The 21,418-nt window shown below is 30.8% G+C and carries 20 protein-coding genes; 6 read left to right on the plus strand and 14 right to left on the minus strand.

Going from position 1 to position 21,418, the window contains the following annotated elements; all coding sequences use genetic code 11:
* Positions 1-11: 11 nt before the first annotated feature.
* Positions 12-731, minus strand: a complete 720-nt coding sequence (locus BR66_RS0105095; protein ID WP_026881949.1) for a PadR family transcriptional regulator — start codon at positions 729-731, stop codon at positions 12-14.
* Between the two features lie 270 nt (positions 732-1,001).
* The gene (locus BR66_RS0105100) at positions 1,002-1,967 is read right to left on the minus strand and encodes an NmrA family NAD(P)-binding protein (protein ID WP_026881950.1); all 966 of its coding nucleotides are present in this window, start codon (positions 1,965-1,967) and stop codon (positions 1,002-1,004) included.
* 190 nt (positions 1,968-2,157) lie between these two features.
* On the opposite strand from BR66_RS0105100, the gene BR66_RS0105105 reads away from it, so the two are divergent.
* The 3 genes from BR66_RS0105105 (at position 2,158) to BR66_RS0105115 (ending at position 5,384) form a co-directional block, all read left to right on the plus strand.
* Positions 2,158-3,048, plus strand: a complete 891-nt coding sequence (locus tag BR66_RS0105105) for a LysR family transcriptional regulator (RefSeq protein WP_026881951.1) — start codon at positions 2,158-2,160, stop codon at positions 3,046-3,048.
* Between the two features lie 178 nt (positions 3,049-3,226).
* Positions 3,227-3,811, plus strand: a complete 585-nt coding sequence (locus tag BR66_RS0105110; RefSeq protein ID WP_026881952.1) for a TetR/AcrR family transcriptional regulator — start codon at positions 3,227-3,229, stop codon at positions 3,809-3,811.
* Between the two features lie 133 nt (positions 3,812-3,944).
* Positions 3,945-5,384 (plus strand): MDR family MFS transporter, encoded by a 1,440-nt coding sequence (locus BR66_RS0105115; RefSeq protein WP_026881953.1) that lies wholly within the window; start codon positions 3,945-3,947, stop codon positions 5,382-5,384.
* A gap of 86 nt (positions 5,385-5,470) precedes the next feature.
* On the opposite strand, the gene BR66_RS0105120 is transcribed toward BR66_RS0105115, so the two are convergent.
* The 3 genes from BR66_RS0105120 to BR66_RS0105130 all read right to left on the minus strand — a co-directional run bounded on the left by BR66_RS0105120 (position 5,471) and on the right by BR66_RS0105130 (position 8,877).
* Positions 5,471-5,896, minus strand: coding sequence for an HIT family protein (locus tag BR66_RS0105120; RefSeq protein WP_026881954.1), 426 nt, complete (start codon positions 5,894-5,896; stop codon positions 5,471-5,473).
* A 47-nt stretch (positions 5,897-5,943) separates the two neighbouring features.
* Positions 5,944-7,395 carry a tagaturonate reductase gene (locus BR66_RS0105125; protein ID WP_026881955.1) on the minus strand — a complete coding sequence of 484 codons (1,452 nt, stop codon included), beginning with the start codon at positions 7,393-7,395 and terminating at the stop codon, positions 5,944-5,946.
* Between the two features lie 141 nt (positions 7,396-7,536).
* Positions 7,537-8,877 carry a glycoside-pentoside-hexuronide (GPH):cation symporter gene (locus BR66_RS0105130; RefSeq protein ID WP_156946231.1) on the minus strand — a complete coding sequence of 447 codons (1,341 nt, stop codon included), beginning with the start codon at positions 8,875-8,877 and terminating at the stop codon, positions 7,537-7,539.
* Between the two features lie 712 nt (positions 8,878-9,589).
* Between BR66_RS0105130 and BR66_RS0105135 the strand changes: the two genes are divergently transcribed.
* Both BR66_RS0105135 and BR66_RS0105140 read left to right on the plus strand, forming a co-directional pair.
* Positions 9,590-10,504, plus strand: coding sequence for a bifunctional helix-turn-helix transcriptional regulator/GNAT family N-acetyltransferase (locus BR66_RS0105135; protein ID WP_026881957.1), 915 nt, complete (start codon positions 9,590-9,592; stop codon positions 10,502-10,504).
* Between the two features lie 112 nt (positions 10,505-10,616).
* Complete coding sequence (locus BR66_RS0105140) at positions 10,617-11,624, plus strand: glycosyltransferase family 4 protein (protein ID WP_026881958.1); 1,008 nt, start codon at positions 10,617-10,619, stop codon at positions 11,622-11,624.
* Positions 11,625-11,699: 75 nt separating this feature from the next.
* Here BR66_RS0105140 and BR66_RS0105145 read toward each other — a convergent pair whose 3' ends face one another.
* From BR66_RS0105145 to BR66_RS0105185, 9 genes are all read right to left on the minus strand, one after another.
* Positions 11,700-12,317, minus strand: a complete 618-nt coding sequence (locus tag BR66_RS0105145; protein ID WP_026881959.1) for a TetR/AcrR family transcriptional regulator — start codon at positions 12,315-12,317, stop codon at positions 11,700-11,702.
* Positions 12,304-12,807, minus strand: a complete 504-nt coding sequence (locus tag BR66_RS0105150) for a flavodoxin domain-containing protein (protein ID WP_026881960.1) — start codon at positions 12,805-12,807, stop codon at positions 12,304-12,306. Before BR66_RS0105150 ends, BR66_RS0105145 begins: the two co-directional genes overlap by 14 nt.
* A 140-nt stretch (positions 12,808-12,947) precedes the next feature.
* Complete coding sequence (locus tag BR66_RS0105155; RefSeq protein WP_026881961.1) at positions 12,948-13,742, minus strand: carboxymuconolactone decarboxylase family protein; 795 nt, start codon at positions 13,740-13,742, stop codon at positions 12,948-12,950.
* The gene (locus BR66_RS0105160) at positions 13,726-14,109 is read right to left on the minus strand and encodes a MerR family transcriptional regulator (RefSeq protein ID WP_026881962.1); all 384 of its coding nucleotides are present in this window, start codon (positions 14,107-14,109) and stop codon (positions 13,726-13,728) included. The genes BR66_RS0105155 and BR66_RS0105160 overlap by 17 nt, the downstream gene beginning before the upstream one ends.
* Positions 14,110-14,291: 182 nt before the next feature.
* Positions 14,292-16,007 carry a methyl-accepting chemotaxis protein gene (locus tag BR66_RS0105165; protein ID WP_026881963.1) on the minus strand — a complete coding sequence of 572 codons (1,716 nt, stop codon included), beginning with the start codon at positions 16,005-16,007 and terminating at the stop codon, positions 14,292-14,294.
* Between the two features lie 404 nt (positions 16,008-16,411).
* Positions 16,412-17,482 carry a ribosome small subunit-dependent GTPase A gene (rsgA, locus tag BR66_RS0105170; RefSeq protein WP_026881964.1) on the minus strand — a complete coding sequence of 357 codons (1,071 nt, stop codon included), beginning with the start codon at positions 17,480-17,482 and terminating at the stop codon, positions 16,412-16,414.
* On the minus strand, positions 17,436-17,558 hold the full coding sequence (locus BR66_RS26595) for a hypothetical protein (protein WP_278246799.1): 123 nt from the start codon (positions 17,556-17,558) through the stop codon (positions 17,436-17,438). The genes rsgA and BR66_RS26595 overlap by 47 nt, the downstream gene beginning before the upstream one ends.
* Before the next feature lie 376 nt (positions 17,559-17,934).
* Positions 17,935-19,623, minus strand: coding sequence for an oleate hydratase (locus BR66_RS0105180; RefSeq protein WP_026881965.1), 1,689 nt, complete (start codon positions 19,621-19,623; stop codon positions 17,935-17,937).
* 212 nt (positions 19,624-19,835) lie between these two features.
* Positions 19,836-20,378, minus strand: coding sequence for a TetR/AcrR family transcriptional regulator C-terminal domain-containing protein (locus tag BR66_RS0105185; protein WP_026881966.1), 543 nt, complete (start codon positions 20,376-20,378; stop codon positions 19,836-19,838).
* Positions 20,379-20,767: 389 nt separating this feature from the next.
* On the opposite strand from BR66_RS0105185, the gene BR66_RS0105190 reads away from it, so the two are divergent.
* Positions 20,768-21,394, plus strand: a complete 627-nt coding sequence (locus tag BR66_RS0105190) for a flavodoxin family protein (protein WP_026881967.1) — start codon at positions 20,768-20,770, stop codon at positions 21,392-21,394.
* The last annotated feature ends 24 nt before the right edge of the window (positions 21,395-21,418 follow it).

Raw genomic sequence — 21,418 nt, forward strand, 5'->3', positions numbered from 1 at the left:
GTATTTCTCTCTTACCTTCTTTGCTTTAATAAATCAATTAACTCTGCTACTTTTTCTTCTAAGTTAATTGGATTTCTAACTATATCGTCTGATAATAATTGTACTTTATTTAAATTTTCAACATTTTCAAATTTGTAGTCTACTTCATCTAAATTTCCAAAATCAATTTTACCTATTATATTCTCTACGCCGTCAGAAAATTTAATTAAATCATCCACTTCTTCTATTAACGTTTCATGCCATTCTATCTGATACCCTAATGTTTTAATTACTACATCAAACTGCAAAGCTTCCGATTTAAGTGTTGTATCTGTAACCTTAAGCTTTTTACCACTTTCCCACCATACTTTTTTTTCTTCTAACATTTTTATATGTTCCTTAACACCACTTGTTATTTCATCTTTTGTTAGTCTATTAAACATAATATATATCATGAATTTATCGGATTCAATGCTTTGCATTGGTTTAAGCAATTCCTCTTTTAATGTTCTCTTTAATTCTTCCTTGCCAAGATCATTAATAGCATATACTTTTCTAATTCTTGCTCCATTTCTTTCTTCTCTTAGGGTATAAATAAACCCTTGTTTTTCTAATTTATTTAACGCATAATATATGGAACCTGATTGAATCTTTGCCCATTGATCCATTCCATTTATTTCAACAAACCTTTGTATATCATAACCGTGGGTTGGCTTTATACTTAAATAAAATAATATCAGTGCTCTTACCATAAAAAGTCCTCCTCTATATCCAATGTTGTCTATGTTTTTAATATATACCCAACGTTGTGTATTGTCAATATATTTTTGAAATTTTACACAGCATGTATGCTAAAAAACTAATTGAAAGTGGGCTTCCAAAGAAAGTAGCACAAAAATCATGAATGACATAGAGGAAAGTACTGAGACAACGGAAGCATCAAATTTTTTTAATCATAGTGTAACTCCAGCAAAAATTTTTCACCATAGATTATATTCTTTAGCTTATCCTAATTACTACTGTTATTGAACTTTACCTAAATCCCGATAAGTAATTATTTTTTCCTTCCATACAAAGCTATACTTTTCCAATAGATCATTAGGATCTATTGGCTTTCTGCCAGTCAATGTTTCAACAGTATCCGTTTGATCTGCCATTAAACCATCTCTAATGCCAGATTCATTTGTCACCATATCATTAGCACACCATGGCACTGGTGATTTTGAATAATTTCCATGTGAAGTACGAGGAATATATATTGAATCTAAATAATCATAATATTCTTCTTCATTAAGGGTTACATATTCATAATTAATGCCAGATAATTTACTAATCATATCACAAATTGCATGTTCACTGATTAGTTGACCTGTTACATCATAATCTTTATTATGTTCTCCCTTACCTAATAACAATTCCGTAGCAACGCGACCACTATCATCTTTTGCAATGAATGTTGCTTTTCCTTCCCCAGCGGTAGTAACCCATCTATTGTTATCTAAATTAGCCATCATAACAGAATTAAGTAAGTAGTTTTCTAAGTAAAGATTGTTTCTCATAATATTATAATCTATACCACATTCAATTAGGTATTTTTCAGTTGCTGTATGATCTGGTAATACATATTGTTTGTATTCTGGACGGTTAGCACCAAAGAATGAAGTATAAGTAATATGTTTTACACCAGCTGCAATAGCTGCATCAATTACATTTTTATGTTGCTGAACACGTTCTGGTCCTATTATTACACCAGATACAATATAAATTCGATCTCCACCTTTGAAAGCTTCTATCATTTGCTCTTTATTATCATAATTTGCTTCCCTGACTGTAACGCCTTTTTCTTCCCAAACCCTTAAACGTTCTTCTCTTAAATGGCTTTTATATGGACATGTAAAAATCAATTGATCTCCAGATACCTCTTTTAACATATTAGAAGCTACTCTGCCTCCTAGTTGTCCATCTGCTCCAGTAATAATATATCTCATGTTTTTTCCCTCCGTTTATTTTTAATTAAAGGTATTAATCAAACAATATGCTAAGCAACTAACTAGACTTAAACAATTACATCAAGTAATACTCTATTTGCTAATATAGTAACATCTTCCTCCTTTGAACTGAAATTGAAATATGTTATTATTAATAGAACATTTCTATAAGTATGGGAGGTAAGACAATATGCATATTAAACAACTTGAATGTTTTGTTCATTTAGCTGAAACTCTAAATTTTTCTAGAACTGCAGAACTACAATATATAACCCAGCCCACTGTTACTCATCAGATTAATACTCTAGAAGATGAGTTTGGATTAAAATTATTTATTAGAACAAAGAGAAAAGTAGAACTTACTCCGGCTGGTGTTTCTTTTTACAATGACATAAAAGAAGTGTTAACAAGAACAAATATTGCAATAGCGAAAGCAAAGCATTATGCTCTTGCATTTGAGTCAAATATATCAATTGGTTATGGAGGAAATGTAGAGGTAAAATACCTTCCAAACATATTAAGCACCTTCAAGGAAAAATTTCCCCATATGCATATCTATCTAAAAAGCGCTGCTTTTAAAGAGGAAAGAAACCTATTCACCAATCACAATTTTGATTTGATTTTTACAGTTAAAGAAAGTATTAAGGATATATCAGTTGTTGGTTATGCAGAACTTTTCACAGGAAGGTTTGTTTGCGTATTGCCAAAAGACCACTCATTAGCTAAGAAAACCATTATTAAAATAGATGACTTGCAAAATCAAGCTCTAATTCTATTGGACCCTTTGAAATGTCCCTTCGAAATGGCACGTGTGCAAAAAGATATCCAATTACAATGTCCAACGTCTATGTTTTATTTTGCTGACGGACCAATCATTGGTCATACAATGATTAAAGGGAAGCTTGGAATTGCAGTGATGCCAGATTTTGTATGTACGGAAGACCCATCGCTATCCTGCATTCCTATGGATTTAAATTATTCAATTTCTTATGGGATTGCGTGGCATAAGAATAATGAACTGGCTGAAATAAAAGGATTTGTTAAAATTGCAAAAGAAATTTATAAAAGTCATAAAATTTAATTCCTGCTTGATTTAAAAACTGCTTTTCTAAAATCAAACAACCTAATCCAGTAGGCGGTGGACAATTGTTTTGTTTACAGACCTCTTAAATTTTTTCGCCTTGACATTATTAAAACAATGCTTTATTATACATATAGACCAGTCGGTATATTCTATACTTAGAAAGGACGTTAATTTAATGAAATGTAAAACCGAATCAAGAGAAAAAATCCTTACAACTGCAGCATTGCTTTTTCAGATTAAGGGATTTAATGCTACGGGCTTAAATGAAATTTTAACAGAAAGTGGTTCACCTAAAGGTTCTCTATATTACTATTTTCCAAATGGAAAAGAAGAGTTAGCTATAGAGGCTATACAATTATCAAGTAAATCTATTCAAAAAAAATTAAAAACTTCATTAGACAAGTACCCAAGTCCAATCGAGGCTATACAATTCGCTATTAAAAATATAATGGAAGATTTAAAAAAAGGAAATAAACTAAAAGATATTTCTATAAGCCTTATAGCTTTAGAGACTTATTTGTCCAGTGAACCCCTAAGAGAAGCCTGCAAAGAAGTTTTTCAAATTTTAGAAGGTATGTATGCTAAAAAACTAATTGAAAGTGGAATTTCAAAAAAAGTAGCACAAGAATTAGGCATTCTTATACAATTAATGATTGAAGGAGCTATTACCATATCACTTACCCAAAAAAATGCTACACCCCTCTTGATAGTTAGTAATCATATAAATTTATTGTTAAGTCCTTATTTAAACACTAAATAATACGTTTAATTGCTCTTTTATTTACTGTATTTATAGCTTATGTATCTAATAGAATAATTCATTAAAATTTATAGTTTAGTCTATATTTAATATAACGACTGGTCTATATATAATTTAAAGGAGACCACACTTTATGACCGCAGAAAAAATTTATGATGAAGAAAAAGAAACACACTATAATTCAAAATCAATTATGTTTGTATTACTACTTGGAGGCTTCATATCACTATTTAATGAAACAATACTAAATGTAGCGTTTCCAACGTTAATGGCAGAAATGCATATCACAGCCACCGCTGCCCAATGGCTGACCACTGGTTATGTCTTAGTAGTTGGAATTCTTTTACCAGTTACGGCATTTCTTATTCACACTTTTACTACAAAACAATTATATGTAAGCGCAATGTTAATATTTTTAGTAGGAACTGTCTTAGCTGCATTTTCTACATCGTTTCCAACTTTATTAATTGCAAGAGTAATTCAAGGGTGTGGTACAGGAATGCTAATACCTATTATGATGAATTCAGCACTAGCTATCACTCCACGTGAAAAGCATGGTTCAGTAATGGGCTTATGCATTTGCATAATTACATTAGGTCCTGCACTTGGCCCAGTAGTTTCTGGTTTACTACTACAATATTTTAATTGGCACTCATTATTCATTCTAATAATTCCATTTTTGATTTTTTGTATAGTTTTAGGTTATGTTTTTTTAACCAATACAGCTGAGATAACAAAACCTAAAATTGACTACCTGTCTATCCTGCTATCAACTATAGGTTTTGCAGGAATTATATTTGCAGTAAGTGTGGCTAGTACTTCCAGTGTGCTAACTACTGCTGCTATTTTTGGAATTGGATTAATAGCATTAATTTTGTTTAGCAAACGCCAATTATCATTAGAACAACCAATACTAGATATACGTGCATTTAAGCATCCTGTATTCTCTATATGTGTAATACTTGTTGTACTAATACAGATGTTCCAATTTTCAATAAATATGATGTTGCCTTTGCTCCTACAAAACGGCTTAAAAACATCTTCTCTTGTATCCGCTCTTGTTTTATTTCCAGCAATTCTTGTTGCTGCTATATTAACCCCATTCGTAGGTAAAATTTACGATAAAATAGGTGGCAAAACATTAATTCCAGCAGGCCTTTTCATAATGTGTATTTTTACTTTCATATTATCTCGTGTTACGCCATCAACTTCTGTGCTAGTAATTACACTTATATATTGCTTTATAATGATTGGAATGTCTATGTGTATGTCAACTAGTCAGACAGCTGGTATTAGTCAATTACCAACTAAAGGTCAATCAGATGGTGTTGCAATAATAAGCACTTCAATGCAAATAGCAGGTGCTTTGGGTTCAGCTTTATTTGTAGGTATCATGACAGCATATCAAAGTAACTACTTAAGGAATAGAATTACTCCAAGTAATTCGCAAAATCAAATAAAAGCTATATATAGTGGTTTCGGCCATTCTGTGACAGTTGCCGCTATACTTATTGGTTTTGGTTTTGTAATATCATTGTTTATAAGAAAAAGCAGTAAAAAAATTAATGCTTAGTATCTCCAATTTGAAACAGTACCAATAAAAAAGGAGGTAAGTAGACTTAAATAAATCTACTTACCTCCTTTTATTAATCAACTATATTATAAATTTTCTTTGATCTTGTGTATTAACTGATTATACTCTTCATCTTTAAGAAGAACTTTGTCTTTAGGAGACATCTCAAATGTTCCACCCCAATTAGGTCCGTTTTTATATTTAGGGACTAAATGAAAGTGAAGATGGGTCATAGTATCAGCATAAGCTCCATAGTTCATTTTATCAGGTGAAAATGCTTTGTTTATAGCACCTGCTGCCCTTGCTACATCTTTCATAAATAGTGAACGTTCTTCATCATTTAGCTGAAAAATTTCACTTTTATGATCATTATAAGCTACAACGCATCTTCCCCTATAAGTCTGTTCTTTAAATAAATACAAAGTTGAAGATTCTAATTTACATATTTCAATCATTATATCTGTAAGTCTTTTATCCTTTACGCAGTAAAAACAATCATTATCAAAACTCATATTTAATTTCCCCTTTTTACCTAATTGTAATTTTTACAATTTCGGGCTTATTTAACTATTTCTTTAACTGCTTCCTTCATTCCTAGCTTTTCAATATTAATCAAGTATCCTGTTACTGCATCAGTTAATCCTGAAACTTCATTTAAGTTCATCTTCCAAACTTTTTCATATCCAAGTACTGTAGTAACTAAAGTTTTAATTGCTTCATCTGATCCATCACATTTTCCCCATGCAGTTTTGTAAAGTTCTAAAATATCTTCATCATCATTTAATTTTATTGTTTCTTCTCCTCTTTTACCCTTATAAAATTCTATAAGTGCTGCTAAGGAAAATACTAATCTTTTAGGAAGTTGACCTTTTGTTTTTACATACTGCAATAGTGAAGGTAAATCTCTTGTTTCATATTTTGACATTGAATTTAAAGATATACTCATTAAATAATGCTTAACAAAGGGATTCATAAATCTTTCAAGAACAACTCCTGCATAATATTTTAATTCTTCTGCTGGAAGATCTAATGTAGGTATTATTTCTTCATATATAGTATCTCTAATAAATTTACCTATAACTTCATGATCAACAGATTCTGCAACTGTGTCTAATCCATAAAGATACGATACCGGTACAAGAGACGTATGTGATCCATTAAGTATTCTTACTTTTCTTGTTCTATATGGTGCCATAGCCTTAACAAATTTAACATTAAGTCCTGCTTTACTTGCTGGGAATTCTTTTTCAATCCATTCTGGTCCTTCAATAATAAATAGGTGAAAATGTTCTCCAACATTAACTAGGTTGTCTTCATAACCTAGTTCTTCAGTTATCTCTTTTATTGTATCCCTTGGATAACCAGGTACAATTCTATCTACTAGAGTTGAACAAAAAGTATTAGCTTCATTTATCCACTTAGCAAAACCTTCCTCTAAATTCCAAAGCTTTGCATATTGAAGAACTATTTTTTTTAGTTTATCACCATTTCTATCTATAAGTTCACATGGTATTATTATTAATCCTTTTTCCTTTTCTCCATTAAATGTTTTAAATCTACGGTATAATAAGGCTGTGAATTTTCCTGGAAAACTTTTTTGAGGTTTATCTTCAAGTTTGTCATTTTCGTCATATGCAATTCCTGCTTCAGTAGTATTTGAAAAAACAAATCTTAAATCTGGATTTTCAGCGATTTTCAAATATTCTTCGTGCTGTGTATAGGGATTTACACCCCTACTGATACTATTTATTATAGAATGTTCCTTTATTGGTTTTCCTTCATTCATTCCTTGTAAATAAAGAGTGTATAAACCATCTTGTTCATTTAATTTATCTACTAAGCCGAATTCAATTGGCTGTACTACTACAACGCTACCATTAAAATTTGCATTTTTATTCAATACATCAATTTGCCAATCCACAAATGCCCTTAGGAAGTTACCTTCTCCAAATTGAAGCACTCTTTCAGGATATTTTTTATACTCTTTATAAGTTTCTTTGTTTAATTTCATTTCTATTCCTCCAATAATTTTTGAATAAAAAAATATTATCTTACTAAAAGTTAACATGCACATTTCAAAAGAAATGCACACGTTAACTATATTTACTAATTATATTTAATTTTTTATTCTTTTACAAGTTAATTTGTACTTTTATGAGTTTCTTTGTCTAAGCTCTGCTGCTATTTCAGTGTATCTCTTATCTGTTAAGTTGTACAATGTTGCAACTACTATTATTGCAATTATTAGTGCAAAAGCCGGATATAAAAGTAGCAATCCTTTTATTCCCACTAAAGCTCCTGCTGTTTGTGCTACCTTTGGAATATATCCTGTTAATGATAAACCAATTCCAGCAGCAAAACCAGCTATTGATTGAGCTATTTTTCTTGAAAAATTAAATACTGAGTATGTAATAGCTCCTCTTTTTTCTCCTGTTTTCCATTCTCCAAAATCAATAGCATCGGAAACCAATGCCCAAGTCATTCCATTTGGAATACTTAATCCGAAGTATGCTATACTTTGTAATATAATAAATGATGCTAAATGTAAAGGAATTATAAAGTTTAATAAGTCAGCACAAATACTTATTGCAAACCCAATTATAACTGTATTTTTCTTTCCAAATTTTCTTGATAATATAGGCATAGCAACAACACCTAAAAGTGAACATCCTATACTTATAAAACTTACATAAGGCATTAATACCATATTGCCAAGATTATATTGACAGAAATATATTAACATTGCAGATCTAAGATTAAACGCTGAAATTGAGAATATTGTCATTAAAATCAGAACCAATAACGGTCTGTTTGTACCTACCAATTTTCCTATACCTTTTATAGATAGCTTTTCTGCCTTAGTTCCAACTACTGGTATCATCTCTCTACAATTTCTAAAGACTACATAAAATGCACCAACACCAAGTAATGCCATAACTGCGATAGCAACTGGGTAACCTACTCCTGGATTGCTAAATCTTGAAACCATAGGTATAACGAATACTCCTGATAATAACAACGCCATAGTACTCCCTAATTGTCTAAATGCTGCAAGATCCGTTCTTTCTACTGGATCTTGGCTCATAGTAGAAGCTAGTGTACCATAAGGAATATTTGTGAATGAATATGCAACACCCCAAACCATGTATGATCCGTATGCATAGAATATTTTACCTCTAATTGAAAGATCAGGTGCTAAAAATACAAATACTGATATAATAGCAAGGACTATACATGATATCATCATAACCGGCCTATACTTACCCGATTTTGGATTGAATTTTCTTGAATCAATGAAAGTTCCAACTAAAGGATCAACTACAGCATCAAATAACTTTGTAAATAAGAAGACACCGCCTGCAACTGCCGCTGGAATTCCCGCAACATCTGTAAAGAATTTAAGTAAATACAGTTGACCCATATCAAACATAAATCCATTTCCTAAATCTCCAAAACCATAGCTAAACTTTTGCTTAAAAGTTAACTTTTCCATTTTTTTAAATCCCCCTCTGTTAATTAAAATACTAATATATAATATCATTTGCATTTTAGTATCTATTTAATTCATTAAAATTATTATTTAATAAATTAAATATTAACTAGTTTATTATAATACATTTGCGCACACGTTAACAACTTTTATCGAAAATATCTGATATAGTTTTTAGAAAATTTGTTATTATAATGTCAGTATTACTATAAACTATTGTCCTTCTATATCCTGATTCAAAATTATTTTCAATAAATTAAACTCATTTTTTATTTAATTTTACTCATGGCTTCTAAATTCGCTATTAGTTACAAATTTTAGAATAACGTTTACAATAAAACCAATACTATTATTCTATTTTAGATAATATTACAAACCATACTTACCTTTAAACTCTCTTACCTATATAATCCTCATTTTCTGTAATCTAAAAATACCTGCTTATCATTCACCACTAAACGTTTTTCTCCCTTAACCTCCCCTGTGATATAGGCTTTATGTTGACGTGAACAATTTACTGTGTTTTTATTATAACCTTACTAAAAAAAAAAATCAATAGGCAATTGTAATCGTTACAATAATTTTTTTACATGATGAGATCTATGTGATCTAAAAAAACAATAAAATAATAGTTGGCTCAGTCCATCATTTTGTTCATAATATATATATATTGGCTCAGTCCAGAATTATGGCAATATAAGGAGTGTTATTAAATATGGATAATGAATTACATGCTGTCACACAAATTAGAAATTTTAATCGTTTTTATACTAGTGTTTTAGGCCTACTTGACCAAGATATTTTAAAAAGTGGTTATTCTCTAACAGAGGCAAGAGTTTTATTAGAGATTAGTAGGTGCGACCATTGCATGGCAAACACCTTGTCCAATACATTAAAAATTGACCGTAGCTATATGAGCAGAATAATAAAACGACTTGAGAAAGATAGCCTCATAGCTAAGGTTCAATCTCAGCAAGATAATCGTAGCAACTTTATAGTACTCACCGAAAAAGGCAATAAAGCCATAAACATACTTGGCAAAAAATCTGATAAACAAATCCAAAGTCTTATTAAACATTTAAATTCAAAAGAAATTTCAAAGGTTTTAGATGCAATGCAAATAATAAAAAGTAGCATCTCACAAGAAATTAATCCAATTACCATTCGAGATTTTATTGAGGATGATATTGATTATGTTATTTGTAGTCACAAACTTTTATATGAAAAAGAATATGGCTTGTCATCAGTTTTTGGTGACTACGTAGATAAAGGCGTCCATGATTTCGTACAACATTTTAATAGCAAAAAAGAGTGTATGCTGATATGTGAAATGGATGGACGTGCTGTTGGAAGCATAGCTATTGCTATGGCTAATAATGAAACCGCTCAACTAAGATATTTTCTTCTTGAGCCTGACACTCGTGGTATGGGTCTTGGTCGCCGTCTTGTTGACATGGCATTAGATTTTTGCATGGAAAAAGGTTATAATCATGTTTTCCTTGAAACAATTTCATTGCTTCAAGTAGCAAGACATATTTATAGTTCCAAAGGCTTTTCAATAACAAACTCCCATGAAAATACAGCTTGGGGAAAAAATATATTGGAAGAACGTTGGGATTTAGATTTATAGTTAACCATGGTATTGCTTAATCTACAAAAGGTGATTAATTGCTTTAATTTTTTAACATGTATACAATGTATTATATAGATAAAATAAAATAATGATTAGAGGTAATTTTAATATGAAAGTTGCAATGCTATCACCAATTGCTTGGCGAACTCCACCAAGACACTACGGTCCATGGGAACGTGTAGTGTCTCTTATTACTGAGGGACTTGTTAAAGAAGGTATAGATGTCACCCTATTTGCAACCAGTGATTCATTAACCTCAGGAAAGCTGAGAGGTGTATGTAAATCACCCTATGAAGAAGATAAAAGCATAGATGCTAAAGCCTTTGAATGTCTCCATATATCAGAATTAATGGAGCATGCAAATGAATTTGATATTATACATAATAACTATGATTTTTTACCTTTGTCCTATAGCGGATTGATAAAGACTCCTATGATAACAACAATTCATGGCTTTTCCTCACCAAAAATTATTCCTGTTTATAAAAAATATAATGAAACCACGGACTATGTTTCTATAAGCAATGCTGATAGATGTACCGATTTGGATTATATACGAACCGTTTACCACGGCATAGACATTGAGAATTTTACTGTGAATAGTGAACAAGGAGATTACCTTGTGTATTTTGGTAGGATATGTCCAGACAAAGGTACAAGTGAAGCTATACAAGTAGCTAAAAAAGCTAAAATGAAGTTAATTATTGCGGGAATTATTCAAGATAAGATGTATTATGAAGAATACGTTAAACCTTTTCTTAATGATGATATTACTTATATCGGCTGTGCTAACCCCGAAGAAAGAGATTCTATTTTAAGAAATGCATACGCTTTGCTACATCCTATTAATTTTAGTGAACCTTTTGGATTAAGTGTTGTTGAATCTATGGCATGTGGCACTCCTGTAATTGCATTTAAAAGAGGTTCTATGTCAGAAATTATTGAAGATGGCAAAAATGGCTTTATTGTATCAAATATTGAAGAAATGGCTGAAAAATTAAAAGATATAAAAAGCATTTCAAGACAAGCATGCCGTGATACCGTTGTAAAAAGATTTTCGCAAAAGCGAATGGTAAAAGATTATATAGAAGTTTATAATGAAATATTAAACAGATAATTATTATAACAACTGATTGAAATGAAACAATATAAAAGTTCTATTTGTGTTCCATTTCAATCAGTTGTTTACTTATCAATATTTTACTAGTCCGTTTATAAGTATTTCGAAATGATGATCTATAAGTCTTGATTTTTGTTCTTCTGGAATATCTTTCTCTATTATTAATCTGCTTATAAGTCCATGGGTAGACGTCCATATGATTTGTGCCGTAAGTTCTACATCCATTTCTCTAAACTTACCTTTTTCTATACATAGAGATATCAATTCACATAATTTTTCCATGCTCTTTCTCTTCTTCGCTATACCTTTTTCTAGTATATTGACTTTATCTTGTACTTCATTAATATCATTCATTAATATAGCTCTAAACTGCCCTGGGTTATCTAAGAAAAAATCAATGTATGCTCTAAGTACCAGTATTAGTGTTTTATCAGTATTTTCTTTATCTACTGGTACTGTTCCTATTTTTTTTAATATATTTTTGTAGCCAATATCTACAATGCATTTTATTATTTCTGCTTTGTCTTTAAAGTAATGATATATAATTCCTGGCGAATACTCTATTTTTTCTGCAATCTTTCGTATAGATAAATTTTCATAACCTTCACTAATTAATATCTCATTTGCAGCATCTATTATCTTTTTCTTTATATTTTCTATTTCTGTCTGTCTTCTTTCAGTTATTCCCATTTTCCTCCTCAGAACTTTCTGAATTCATTTTCTCCGCAAATTCATCAATATCTTTTTCTTTATAGTTTGACATATCTTCATTTGTCTTAGAAACAAGTTTTATGATTAATCGCTCAAAAAAATTCATGTTTTTAAATACAAAAGCTCCTCCAAAAATGCCAATTGTAGCATTACTTATAAGTGTTTCTGGAAAATATTGATTTAGTTCTGAAGTGATTTTTTCTGAATCACTCATACCACATACAAATAATCCTATCTTTTCCCTAGTTAGCGCCTCCGAATTATTTAAGCAAAACTGTTTTACTTCCTTTATCATTTGTCCCATATAAATAGGACCTCCAATAATTACATTATCATAATCTGAGACTACTATGTCCTTATCTTCTTTTAAGTTGAAAATATCAACATTTCCATGAAGTTTTTCTGATAGTCTCACAACACAGTTTTTAGTGAACTCGTGTTTGGTAGCATAAACAATTAGTGTTTTCATAGATATAAATCCCCCTTAATATTTTATATTTATTAAACATTTAAATTTTATTGAACACTGTTTACAAAAATTATACCAGTAATTTATATCTATGTCTATAGAGTAAATTACTGGTATACATTGCTACAAATTTTATATGGTCATTTTCTCTCTTCTAAAACTTCTTTTAATATATTTGTTCCATTTATTGCTGAGGGAAAACCAGAATAAACAGTCATTAAGAGCATAATTTCTTTTACCTCTTCAGCTGTAATACCTATATTCATACCTGCATTAATATGAAATTTTAATTGTGCCACCGCATTACCTAATGCTGTTAAAGCTGCAATAGTAGCAATTTCTCTATACTTTTTATTTATATTATTCCTTGCTGTAATATCTGCTTGGCCACATACTATAAATTTCACTAAATCTGGTGAGAAATCATTATAGGCTTTTTCAAGGCGATCTAGCTGCTTACTGTCTAATTCACAAAGTTGTTCTACACCAACTTCATATCTGTCCATAGGTGAAATTTTGTTAGTTGGTTCATATCCTATCACATCTTTTATTCCTTGTTTTTCACGGTTATTTAATACATCCTTTAATGCATTCATAGCATTTATGCATGTAGGGAAACCAGAATATGAAGACATTTGAAGTATTATTTCCTTCACTTCATTAATTGTACACCCCACATTCAATGCTCCATTGAGGTGAACTTTCAATTGAGGTTCTGCATTTCCAATGGCTGTTAATGATGCTACCACTGCAATTTCTTTAGATTTCAGGTCTAATCCATCTCTTGAATATATATCTCCAAAACAATATTCAACCATGTATCTCACTAAATCTGGTGATATATCATTTAAACTGTTTTTCACATCTTCACCTGCTTTTCCATCAACTTCGCTAAGTTTCTTATATCCTCGTTCTAATCTACTTTCTTCTTCCATTAAATTTTTCCTCCATCTCATTATAAATTTCAACTTTTCTAGTAACATATTCCCTTGCCTCTTGCAACATCTCAATTTCACATTCTATTGAACTTAAGTGATCTTTCATAATGTTTTTTCTTTCTGTAATGGTTTCATCTCCTAAATGTCTTAGCCTTGCATATTCTTTCATTTTATTTATATTCATTCCTGTTGTCCTAAGTCTGTTAATTACCTCAAGCCATCTTAGATCCTGTTCGCTATAAATTCTTTTTCCTGATGAATTTCTTTTTACATCTCTAATTAAACCAATACTTTCGTAATACCTAAGTGTATGAGGTTTTAATTTGGTAATCTTTGATACCTCACTTATTCCTAACTCCAACATAAAACTCCTCCCCTAATAAAATCATATCACTTAAAGTGCACTTTAAGTCAATAACAATATTGTAAATAATATGCTAAATAACAATTAGTGTCAAAACAAAATAAGGATATGAACTAGCAAATTCTCGCTAAGTTCATATCCTTATTTCCTTATTTCATTATTTCATTATTTCATTATTTATATTATAAAGTAAATTTCTTAACTTGAGTAACCATCTCAGTTGTTTTTTTATTTAACAATTCGGCTGACTTTCCAACTTCGTTAGATGAGCCTATTATCTCTTGGGTAGTTGCGGAAATCTCTTCTGAAGAAGCAGAATTTTCTTCTGAAACAGCAGCTATGCTCTCAGCCACAGAAATAATACTTTCTTTATTTTTATTTATATCTAAAATCGAGTTATTAATTCCATTGATTTTAGGCACAATGTCTTCAATAGATGAAATTATATCTTTAAAAGAGCTTATTGAGGTATCTATAATTAGAACTTGCTTTGAAAGCTCATTGTTAGCACCATCTGCTGTTGTTGTAACCGTATCCGTTTCATTTTGTATAGATATCAATAGTTTATTTATATCATTAGAAGAACTCTGAGACTGCTGTGCTAATTTTCCGATTTCTTCAGCTACTACGGCAAATCCCCTTCCAGATTCCCCTGCTCTTGCAGCTTCAATTGCTGCATTCAAAGCTAAAAGATTTGTCTGCTCAGCAATAGCATTTAAAAGGTCAGTAATTTCAGTTATTTCTTTTACACTATTAGTTAAATTAGATATTTTTTTACTCACATCACTAAATGATGACGATATATCCTTTGTTGAATTTATAAGTTGTACCAATTCATTATTGCAACTTTTAACTTTATGATTTATATCATTTGTATTTTCATTTACGCCCTTAACTGTTATTGCTACTGCATCTAACTCCAAGCTAAAATCACTTAAATTACTATTCATTGTTACAAGCTGCGAAGCTTGATCCGAGGATCCCTCAGCAACACCATCAATAGCACTTGATATATCCTTTGTTGAAATATACATTTGTTCCGATAAAGTGGAAAGTGAATTTGCTTCGTTTGACATAACTGTTGACTCTTCTTCAATAGTTTTAAGTATGTAAGCTATGGATGTGATAGTTTTTTTCAAAGCTGTGTTCATAACCCCAAACTCATTTTTGTATTCAGTATGGATTTCGATTGTGAAATCCCCTTCTGATATAGTTTTTAATTTACCTGTAAACTCCTCTATTAAATCTTTAATTGCAAATATTATAGTAAATGATATCATAGTTAAAATTAAAAGAGATAATCCAAACACAATAGCGAAGGTTACCATACTTTTATGATACAAACTTTTTGATTCTTCACTCATAGAATTAGCAACATTTTTCTGATTGTCCACAAGCCCAATAATATCTTTAGCTAGCTGGTTTCCATAAACACCCATATCCACATTAGTTATTTGCTTATCTGGAACTAAATTTTGTTTCCTTTGCTCTATTATATTAGGTATATATGAATAATAGTGCTCATAAGCAGTTTTAGCAATTTTTACTGACGCTGCTTCTTTTGGATTGTTTTGTGCTACGATAACCTGTCTAGCAATAATTGTATTTATTTTACTGTTTAAATCTAACATTGTTTTTTCATTGGCCTCATCAAATGGTCTATCGATTATTTTAGTTAAAGTATTCCTCAAAACACCCATATTTCCATTTATATCTTCCCAATCTTTTAGTGTAGGTATTATATCACTATTTATGCTACTGGTGATATTATACATCCTATTAGTATTTACATATCCCACACCAGCAATTATAATAGTGGACATTAGTGATATTATCCATATTAAAACTATATTCTTAGTAATTTTAACATTTTTAAGCCTTTTCAAATTTATTTTCAAATTAAATCTCCCCCTGTAATAAATATATTTTACACTCAAAATTTTTTTAGTATACTTTCTACACTTCTTATAACGTTATCATAAAATAGCTAGATGCATTATCTATTAACTCCATAATCAATAGTCATAATTTTTCGCATTAATTGTTAACGTTAATCTGAATTTGAATGTCAATCAAGTTATCATAATACTCACTACTACTAATCGACATAATTAAATAATACTTTAGTATAATTATAGCTATGTACTGTAACACAAAGAATTGAAGCCGAGTAAAAATTTAAAAACAATAAAAATGGGACATAAGCAGATTAATTATAAAAAATCTACTTGCGTCCCATTCATTGTGTTAACTGTATTCTATTTTATCTTTTATCCCAGCACTTAGCCCCTATTATTATTTCTTATCTACTATTAATTTTATTTCTAAATTCAGCTATATTCTTTCCTCGTGACTTTTCTTTTAATCGTAAATTTATATTTTCTTTTTTTTCTGCAAACTTGGCCTCTTTTCTAAGTTTCATATAGTTTTGCCATCTATCACTAGGGAGTTCTCCATTGTCTAATGCCTTTTTTACTGCACACCCTGGCTCTGCTTTATGACTGCAATTACGAAACTTACATCTACTTGCAAGTTGTTCTACATCATCAAATGTTGTACTAAGTCCATCCATAACATCCCACATACCAAGTTCTCTCATCCCCGGAGTATCAATTATCATAGTTCCATTATCAAGCATTACAAGTTCTCTGTGGGTAGTGGTATGGTGACCTCTGCTATCATCTTCTCTTATGTCATTAACTTTCATAATTTTCCTTCCTGCAATATTATTTACAAGTGATGATTTACCAACTCCTGATGATCCAAGAAATACAATTGTTTCTGATGGTTTAATATAATTTTGCAGTTCACTAAGACCTTCACCCGTAACTGTGCTTACTGCTAATATTGGAACTCCCATAGCAACCTTTTGCAATTGATTCTCATAGATATTAGCATCACTACATAAATCTGCTTTTGTTAAAATAATTATAGGCAATGCTCCACTTTGAAAAGCTGTAGTCAGGTAGCGTTCTATCCTTTTAATGTTAAAATCATGATTAAGAGATGTCATAATAAATACCTTATCAAAATTGGTTGCCACAATCTGCTCTTTTTTATAAAAAGTATCCATACGTGAAAATTTGCTTTTTCTCTCTAACACTTTATAAATAGTATCTTCACCTTGATCATTTGGCCGTACTAATACAAAATCCCCTACAGCAGGATACATGTTATTTTGTTCTCCATTATAAAATAATGACCCCTTAAGCTTAGCAACTTTTTCACCAAACTCTGTAACGATATTGTATTTTTCCCTGTGAACCTCCACAACTCTTGCCGGCATTAGCGCTTTATCGCCTATACTAAGTGCTTCTATTTGCCTTTTATAAAATTCTGTATAGCCATAACTTTCTATCTTGTTCTTTCCCATTTACTTCCTCCATCTTTATATAATATTTTTTTAATTCATATCTTGAACTTTTTAAACAATAATTTAAATTTTCCATACTATAGCCCCTCCTTATAAATTTATTTTTTCATACTAAAAATGGACAAAAAAATGCCGTAGACAATGACCCCATTTAACTTGGGCTCTATCTACGGTTATAAAAAAACAGGCACTTCACCCTGTTACTTATACTTAATAGGCTGCACATTATGAAAGGTTATTAATTACTGCAAAAACGTAAAATTAATAAAGGGTATCTTTGCCCTTAAAATCACATTTTCGCCCATATTTAGTTTTTAAACTGCAATCACCTTTATATTTGCATTCATTAAAAACATCTCCTTTCATAAGAAAAATATTAATTTGAAAATACTTTACATTTTTACATTTTATAACTTTAAAAATATTTTGTCAACAAGGATTTTTTCTATTGCCTATAAATCTTTGAGTCCTGTATTTATTAAAATCTTTCCAATTAATTTATCTATGGAAATTTCTTTATTTCCCATCATAGTTTTAGCAGCTTTTAATAATACACGAACATCGTATTGACCTTCATAAACTGGATTTACCTTTTTATCAAGCTTAAGCAGTCCATAAACCGCCATCATTGCGGAACGAACAGAGTATTCTACAGTAAACACACAGTCGTTTTCAATTTCTGAAAACTGTCCAAGGAAGGCTAAATTAGTTGATCCTCTTGGAATGACAGCAGGACGATCTCCCTGACTTCTAGGCATAAACTGACTTGTAATGTACGGCATCATACAAGGTATAACCTTTGAAGAAGCCAAAATTTCTGGTATCTTACTCTGCATCCCTATATGATAAAGAAGTTCAGAAAATAGCTCTTCCCCTGTACAATCAGACATTTTTTTCTTGATGAAATCCCCCACATTATCTGGGAACAAACCGTAGGCCCAAAGTACCTGTACATTTTCAGGCTGATTTATAAAATGTGGTTGCTTTGGTGCAGTCCAAGATAATAACCAACTGGAATCCTTAACAGTTACAACACCACCCATTCCTGGTTCATCACCTGTAAGTTTTAGTAAATGATCAAATAATGTTGTATTATCAGTAATTGTCATTGTGAATGACATCCACTTGGATTTATCAATGTCTCCTGCAAAAATTTCTGGATGCCCAAATTCAGAACTTTGTTTTGCTATGTTTTCCCAAAGAGACCAGCAACCTCTTTCTTTTTGATTTCTGTCAAGAATAGCAGGTTTATTATTACTTCCTACTGTTGAATTTTCTGTCATAGATCCATTTGTAACAAATACAAGATCATTCCCTGTAATTTCAATGATTTCTTCCTTTCCGTTTCTTGTTATATATATCTTTTTAACAGTTTTTTCAGTATCAGTAATTTTAATATCTAAGTTTGTTACTTGTACTCCAAGTTCCAAACTAACCCCTTGATCTTTTAACCAAGTAATTAATGGCAAAATCAAAGAATCATATTGATTATATTCTGTATGCAGAATTCCCACAAGTTGGTTCATTCCACCAATAAGGTGCATGAATCGAATCATATAATGTTTAACCTCTAGAACCCCATGCCAATTTTCAAAAGCAAACATTGTGCACCAGAAATACCAGAAATTTGTTTTGAAAAACTCAGGTTTAAACCACTGCTCGCAAGTAACGCCATTAAGTTTGTCGTTATTTACAAGTACAAGCTTATTTAGTGACATCATGTCTTCAAAACTCAATCCTAAAGTTGAAAAATCAGCCTTTTGTCCTTGATTTTCAACTAGACGGCAATGAGATTTTATTGGTTCTGCAATATTAAGTTCTCTAAATTCATCTAGAACCGTTCTATTTGGATTTTTTAAAGAAGGAATAAAACTATATAAATCATACATACACTCCATGCGAGATTCTAATTCTCTACCACCACGTGCAAGATAACCATCTTTTGCATTACCTGCACCATCCATGCTACCACCAAACACTTGTTTTTCTTCAAGAACGTGTATGTTTTTTGCTGGCATATGTCCATCACGAATTAAAAATGCCGCTGCTGCAAGAGATGCAATTCCACCTCCTGCTAGATAAGCTTTTTTGTTTTCAATACCTTTGCTCGCTATAGTGTTAACCTTTTCATAGTTTTTCATATAATTACTTCCTTTCTAACATTATTAGAATAGACATTTACTTCCTTGATTTAATTTCATTTAACAATATCAATATAGTCTTTTGAAATATTTTTTTCAATTTACAATTAAAGCCTTTTGTAAAGAAGCTTTACAAAAGGCTTTAATTGTACAAACGATTCTAAAAATAGCTACATCACTAATTATCTATTGCCATTTCTTCTCATATTCTTCTAATGCTTTTTTACATTTCCGTCCATTACAGCAACTACATTTTTAACAATGTTAAGAGGTTCCTCTTTCATTCCCTCTTCCATCCATTTAGCTAGTACCGCAATAAATGCTGGGGTATAAAAATCTACAATAAACTTTTTATTTTCCTCAGTTACGTTCATATCAATTCCAATTTCATTAACTATATTTGTTAAATAGGCAGCAGTATTAGCAAATAAAAACCTTTCAAGATGACCTCTCCCAATGGAATGTAATGTATTCATGCAAAAGATTTTATTATTTTCTATATATTTAAATACCTCTAGATATGCTGCCTCCCATGTTTTATAATTTATCTCTTTTCTGCCGTATTCCAAAGCTTCATTACTGTATATCCAACCCAATAACTCGTAAGCATCCTGAAAATGATAATAAAATGCTTGTCTAGTTAACCCACATCCATCTACAATATTATGTATAGATATTTTATTAAATGGCATTTTTTTCATAAGTTTTTTTAATGATTCAGCCATTAATTGTTTTGTTACGTCTGAATATGGCATCTATCGCATGCCTCCTTACCTCAAAAATTAACTACAAGAATCCGTAAGTTGTATTTTTATATTTAGATCCCTTGCTAAGCTCTTTGTTATTCAACTCCATTTTCTACTATTTCTCCATAAATAACAACCCTGCCATTTTCGGGGCATTTATGCTTTGCATTCGGGTAGCCATAAGCATCATATTTATTTTATATTCTCTACATTTTTAATTAAGGAAATTTTAACTTAAAATTAGTACCTTACTTATTTGTGCGTTCTATCTTTTATAATTTTATTGTTGTATATTAAGTATAAGATATTTTAAATATCAAATCTATGCGTTTTCAAGAGAATAAATAAATTTAACTAATTTATTTATTCTCTTTAAGAAGCCTAAAAAGGGGTGCAAAATGAAAGTATTACTTATTAACGGCAGTCCACGAGTTGATGGATGTACTTATACCGCTCTACGTGAAGTGGCTAATGAATTAGAAAAAGAAAATATTGAAACAGAAATTTTCCACGTTGGAAATAAACCTATCCGTGGTTGTATAGGTTGTGGTGCTTGTTATAAAACGGGATCTGGTAAGTGCATATTTAATGATGATACCGTAAATATTGGTTTGGAAAAAGCTAAAGAGGCTGATGCTTTTGTATTTGGATCTCCTGTGCATTATGCCAGTGCATCTGGTCTAATAACGTCATTTCTAGATAGATTTTTTTATGCTGGGGATGGTTTTCAATATAAACCTGGCGCTGCAGTTGTAAGCTGTCGTCGTAGTGGTTCCACAGCTACTTTTGAACAACTTAATAAATATTTTACTATTTCAAATATGCCTGTAGTTTCCTCTCAATATTGGAATGCAGTTCATGGAAATACTCCTGAAGAAGTAAAACAAGATTTAGAAGGAATGCAAACCATGAGAACTTTAGGCAAGAATATGGCCTGGCTATTAAAATCAATTAAGGCAGGTAAAGAAGCTGGAATTTCATTGCCAGAAAAAGAGGAACGAGTTGGCACTAATTTTATACGATAATATGAAAATGAAAAATAGAAGAGT

Origin of the sequence: Clostridium akagii DSM 12554 (genome assembly GCF_000686725.1) — a bacterium.
In the GTDB taxonomy this organism is placed as follows: domain Bacteria; phylum Bacillota; class Clostridia; order Clostridiales; family Clostridiaceae; genus Clostridium_I; species Clostridium_I akagii.

Excerpts from the sequence above, each read along its gene's own strand:
- rsgA (WP_026881964.1), bottom strand. The coding sequence starts at position 17,482 with ATGGGAAAGAACAAGATAGAAAGTTATGGCTATACAGAATTTTATAAA.
- BR66_RS0105145 (WP_026881959.1), bottom strand. The coding sequence starts at position 12,317 with ATGGGAATAACTGAAAGAAGACAGACAGAAATAGAAAATATAAAGAAA.
- BR66_RS0105190 (WP_026881967.1), top strand. The coding sequence starts at position 20,768 with ATGAAAGTATTACTTATTAACGGCAGTCCACGAGTTGATGGATGTACT.
- BR66_RS0105120 (WP_026881954.1), bottom strand. The coding sequence starts at position 5,896 with ATGAGTTTTGATAATGATTGTTTTTACTGCGTAAAGGATAAAAGACTT.
- BR66_RS0105130 (WP_156946231.1), bottom strand. The coding sequence starts at position 8,877 with ATGGAAAAGTTAACTTTTAAGCAAAAGTTTAGCTATGGTTTTGGAGAT.
- BR66_RS26595 (WP_278246799.1), bottom strand. The coding sequence starts at position 17,558 with ATGGAAAATTTAAATTATTGTTTAAAAAGTTCAAGATATGAATTAAAA.
- BR66_RS0105095 (WP_026881949.1), bottom strand. The coding sequence starts at position 731 with ATGGTAAGAGCACTGATATTATTTTATTTAAGTATAAAGCCAACCCAC.
- BR66_RS0105140 (WP_026881958.1), top strand. The coding sequence starts at position 10,617 with ATGAAAGTTGCAATGCTATCACCAATTGCTTGGCGAACTCCACCAAGA.
- BR66_RS0105115 (WP_026881953.1), top strand. The coding sequence starts at position 3,945 with ATGACCGCAGAAAAAATTTATGATGAAGAAAAAGAAACACACTATAAT.
- BR66_RS0105125 (WP_026881955.1), bottom strand. The coding sequence starts at position 7,395 with ATGAAATTAAACAAAGAAACTTATAAAGAGTATAAAAAATATCCTGAA.
- BR66_RS0105155 (WP_026881961.1), bottom strand. The coding sequence starts at position 13,742 with ATGGAAGAAGAAAGTAGATTAGAACGAGGATATAAGAAACTTAGCGAA.
- BR66_RS0105150 (WP_026881960.1), bottom strand. The coding sequence starts at position 12,807 with ATGAAAACACTAATTGTTTATGCTACCAAACACGAGTTCACTAAAAAC.
- BR66_RS0105160 (WP_026881962.1), bottom strand. The coding sequence starts at position 14,109 with ATGTTGGAGTTAGGAATAAGTGAGGTATCAAAGATTACCAAATTAAAA.
- BR66_RS0105110 (WP_026881952.1), top strand. The coding sequence starts at position 3,227 with ATGAAATGTAAAACCGAATCAAGAGAAAAAATCCTTACAACTGCAGCA.
- BR66_RS0105180 (WP_026881965.1), bottom strand. The coding sequence starts at position 19,623 with ATGAAAAACTATGAAAAGGTTAACACTATAGCGAGCAAAGGTATTGAA.
- BR66_RS0105100 (WP_026881950.1), bottom strand. The coding sequence starts at position 1,967 with ATGAGATATATTATTACTGGAGCAGATGGACAACTAGGAGGCAGAGTA.
- BR66_RS0105105 (WP_026881951.1), top strand. The coding sequence starts at position 2,158 with ATGCATATTAAACAACTTGAATGTTTTGTTCATTTAGCTGAAACTCTA.
- BR66_RS0105185 (WP_026881966.1), bottom strand. The coding sequence starts at position 20,378 with ATGCCATATTCAGACGTAACAAAACAATTAATGGCTGAATCATTAAAA.
- BR66_RS0105135 (WP_026881957.1), top strand. The coding sequence starts at position 9,590 with ATGGATAATGAATTACATGCTGTCACACAAATTAGAAATTTTAATCGT.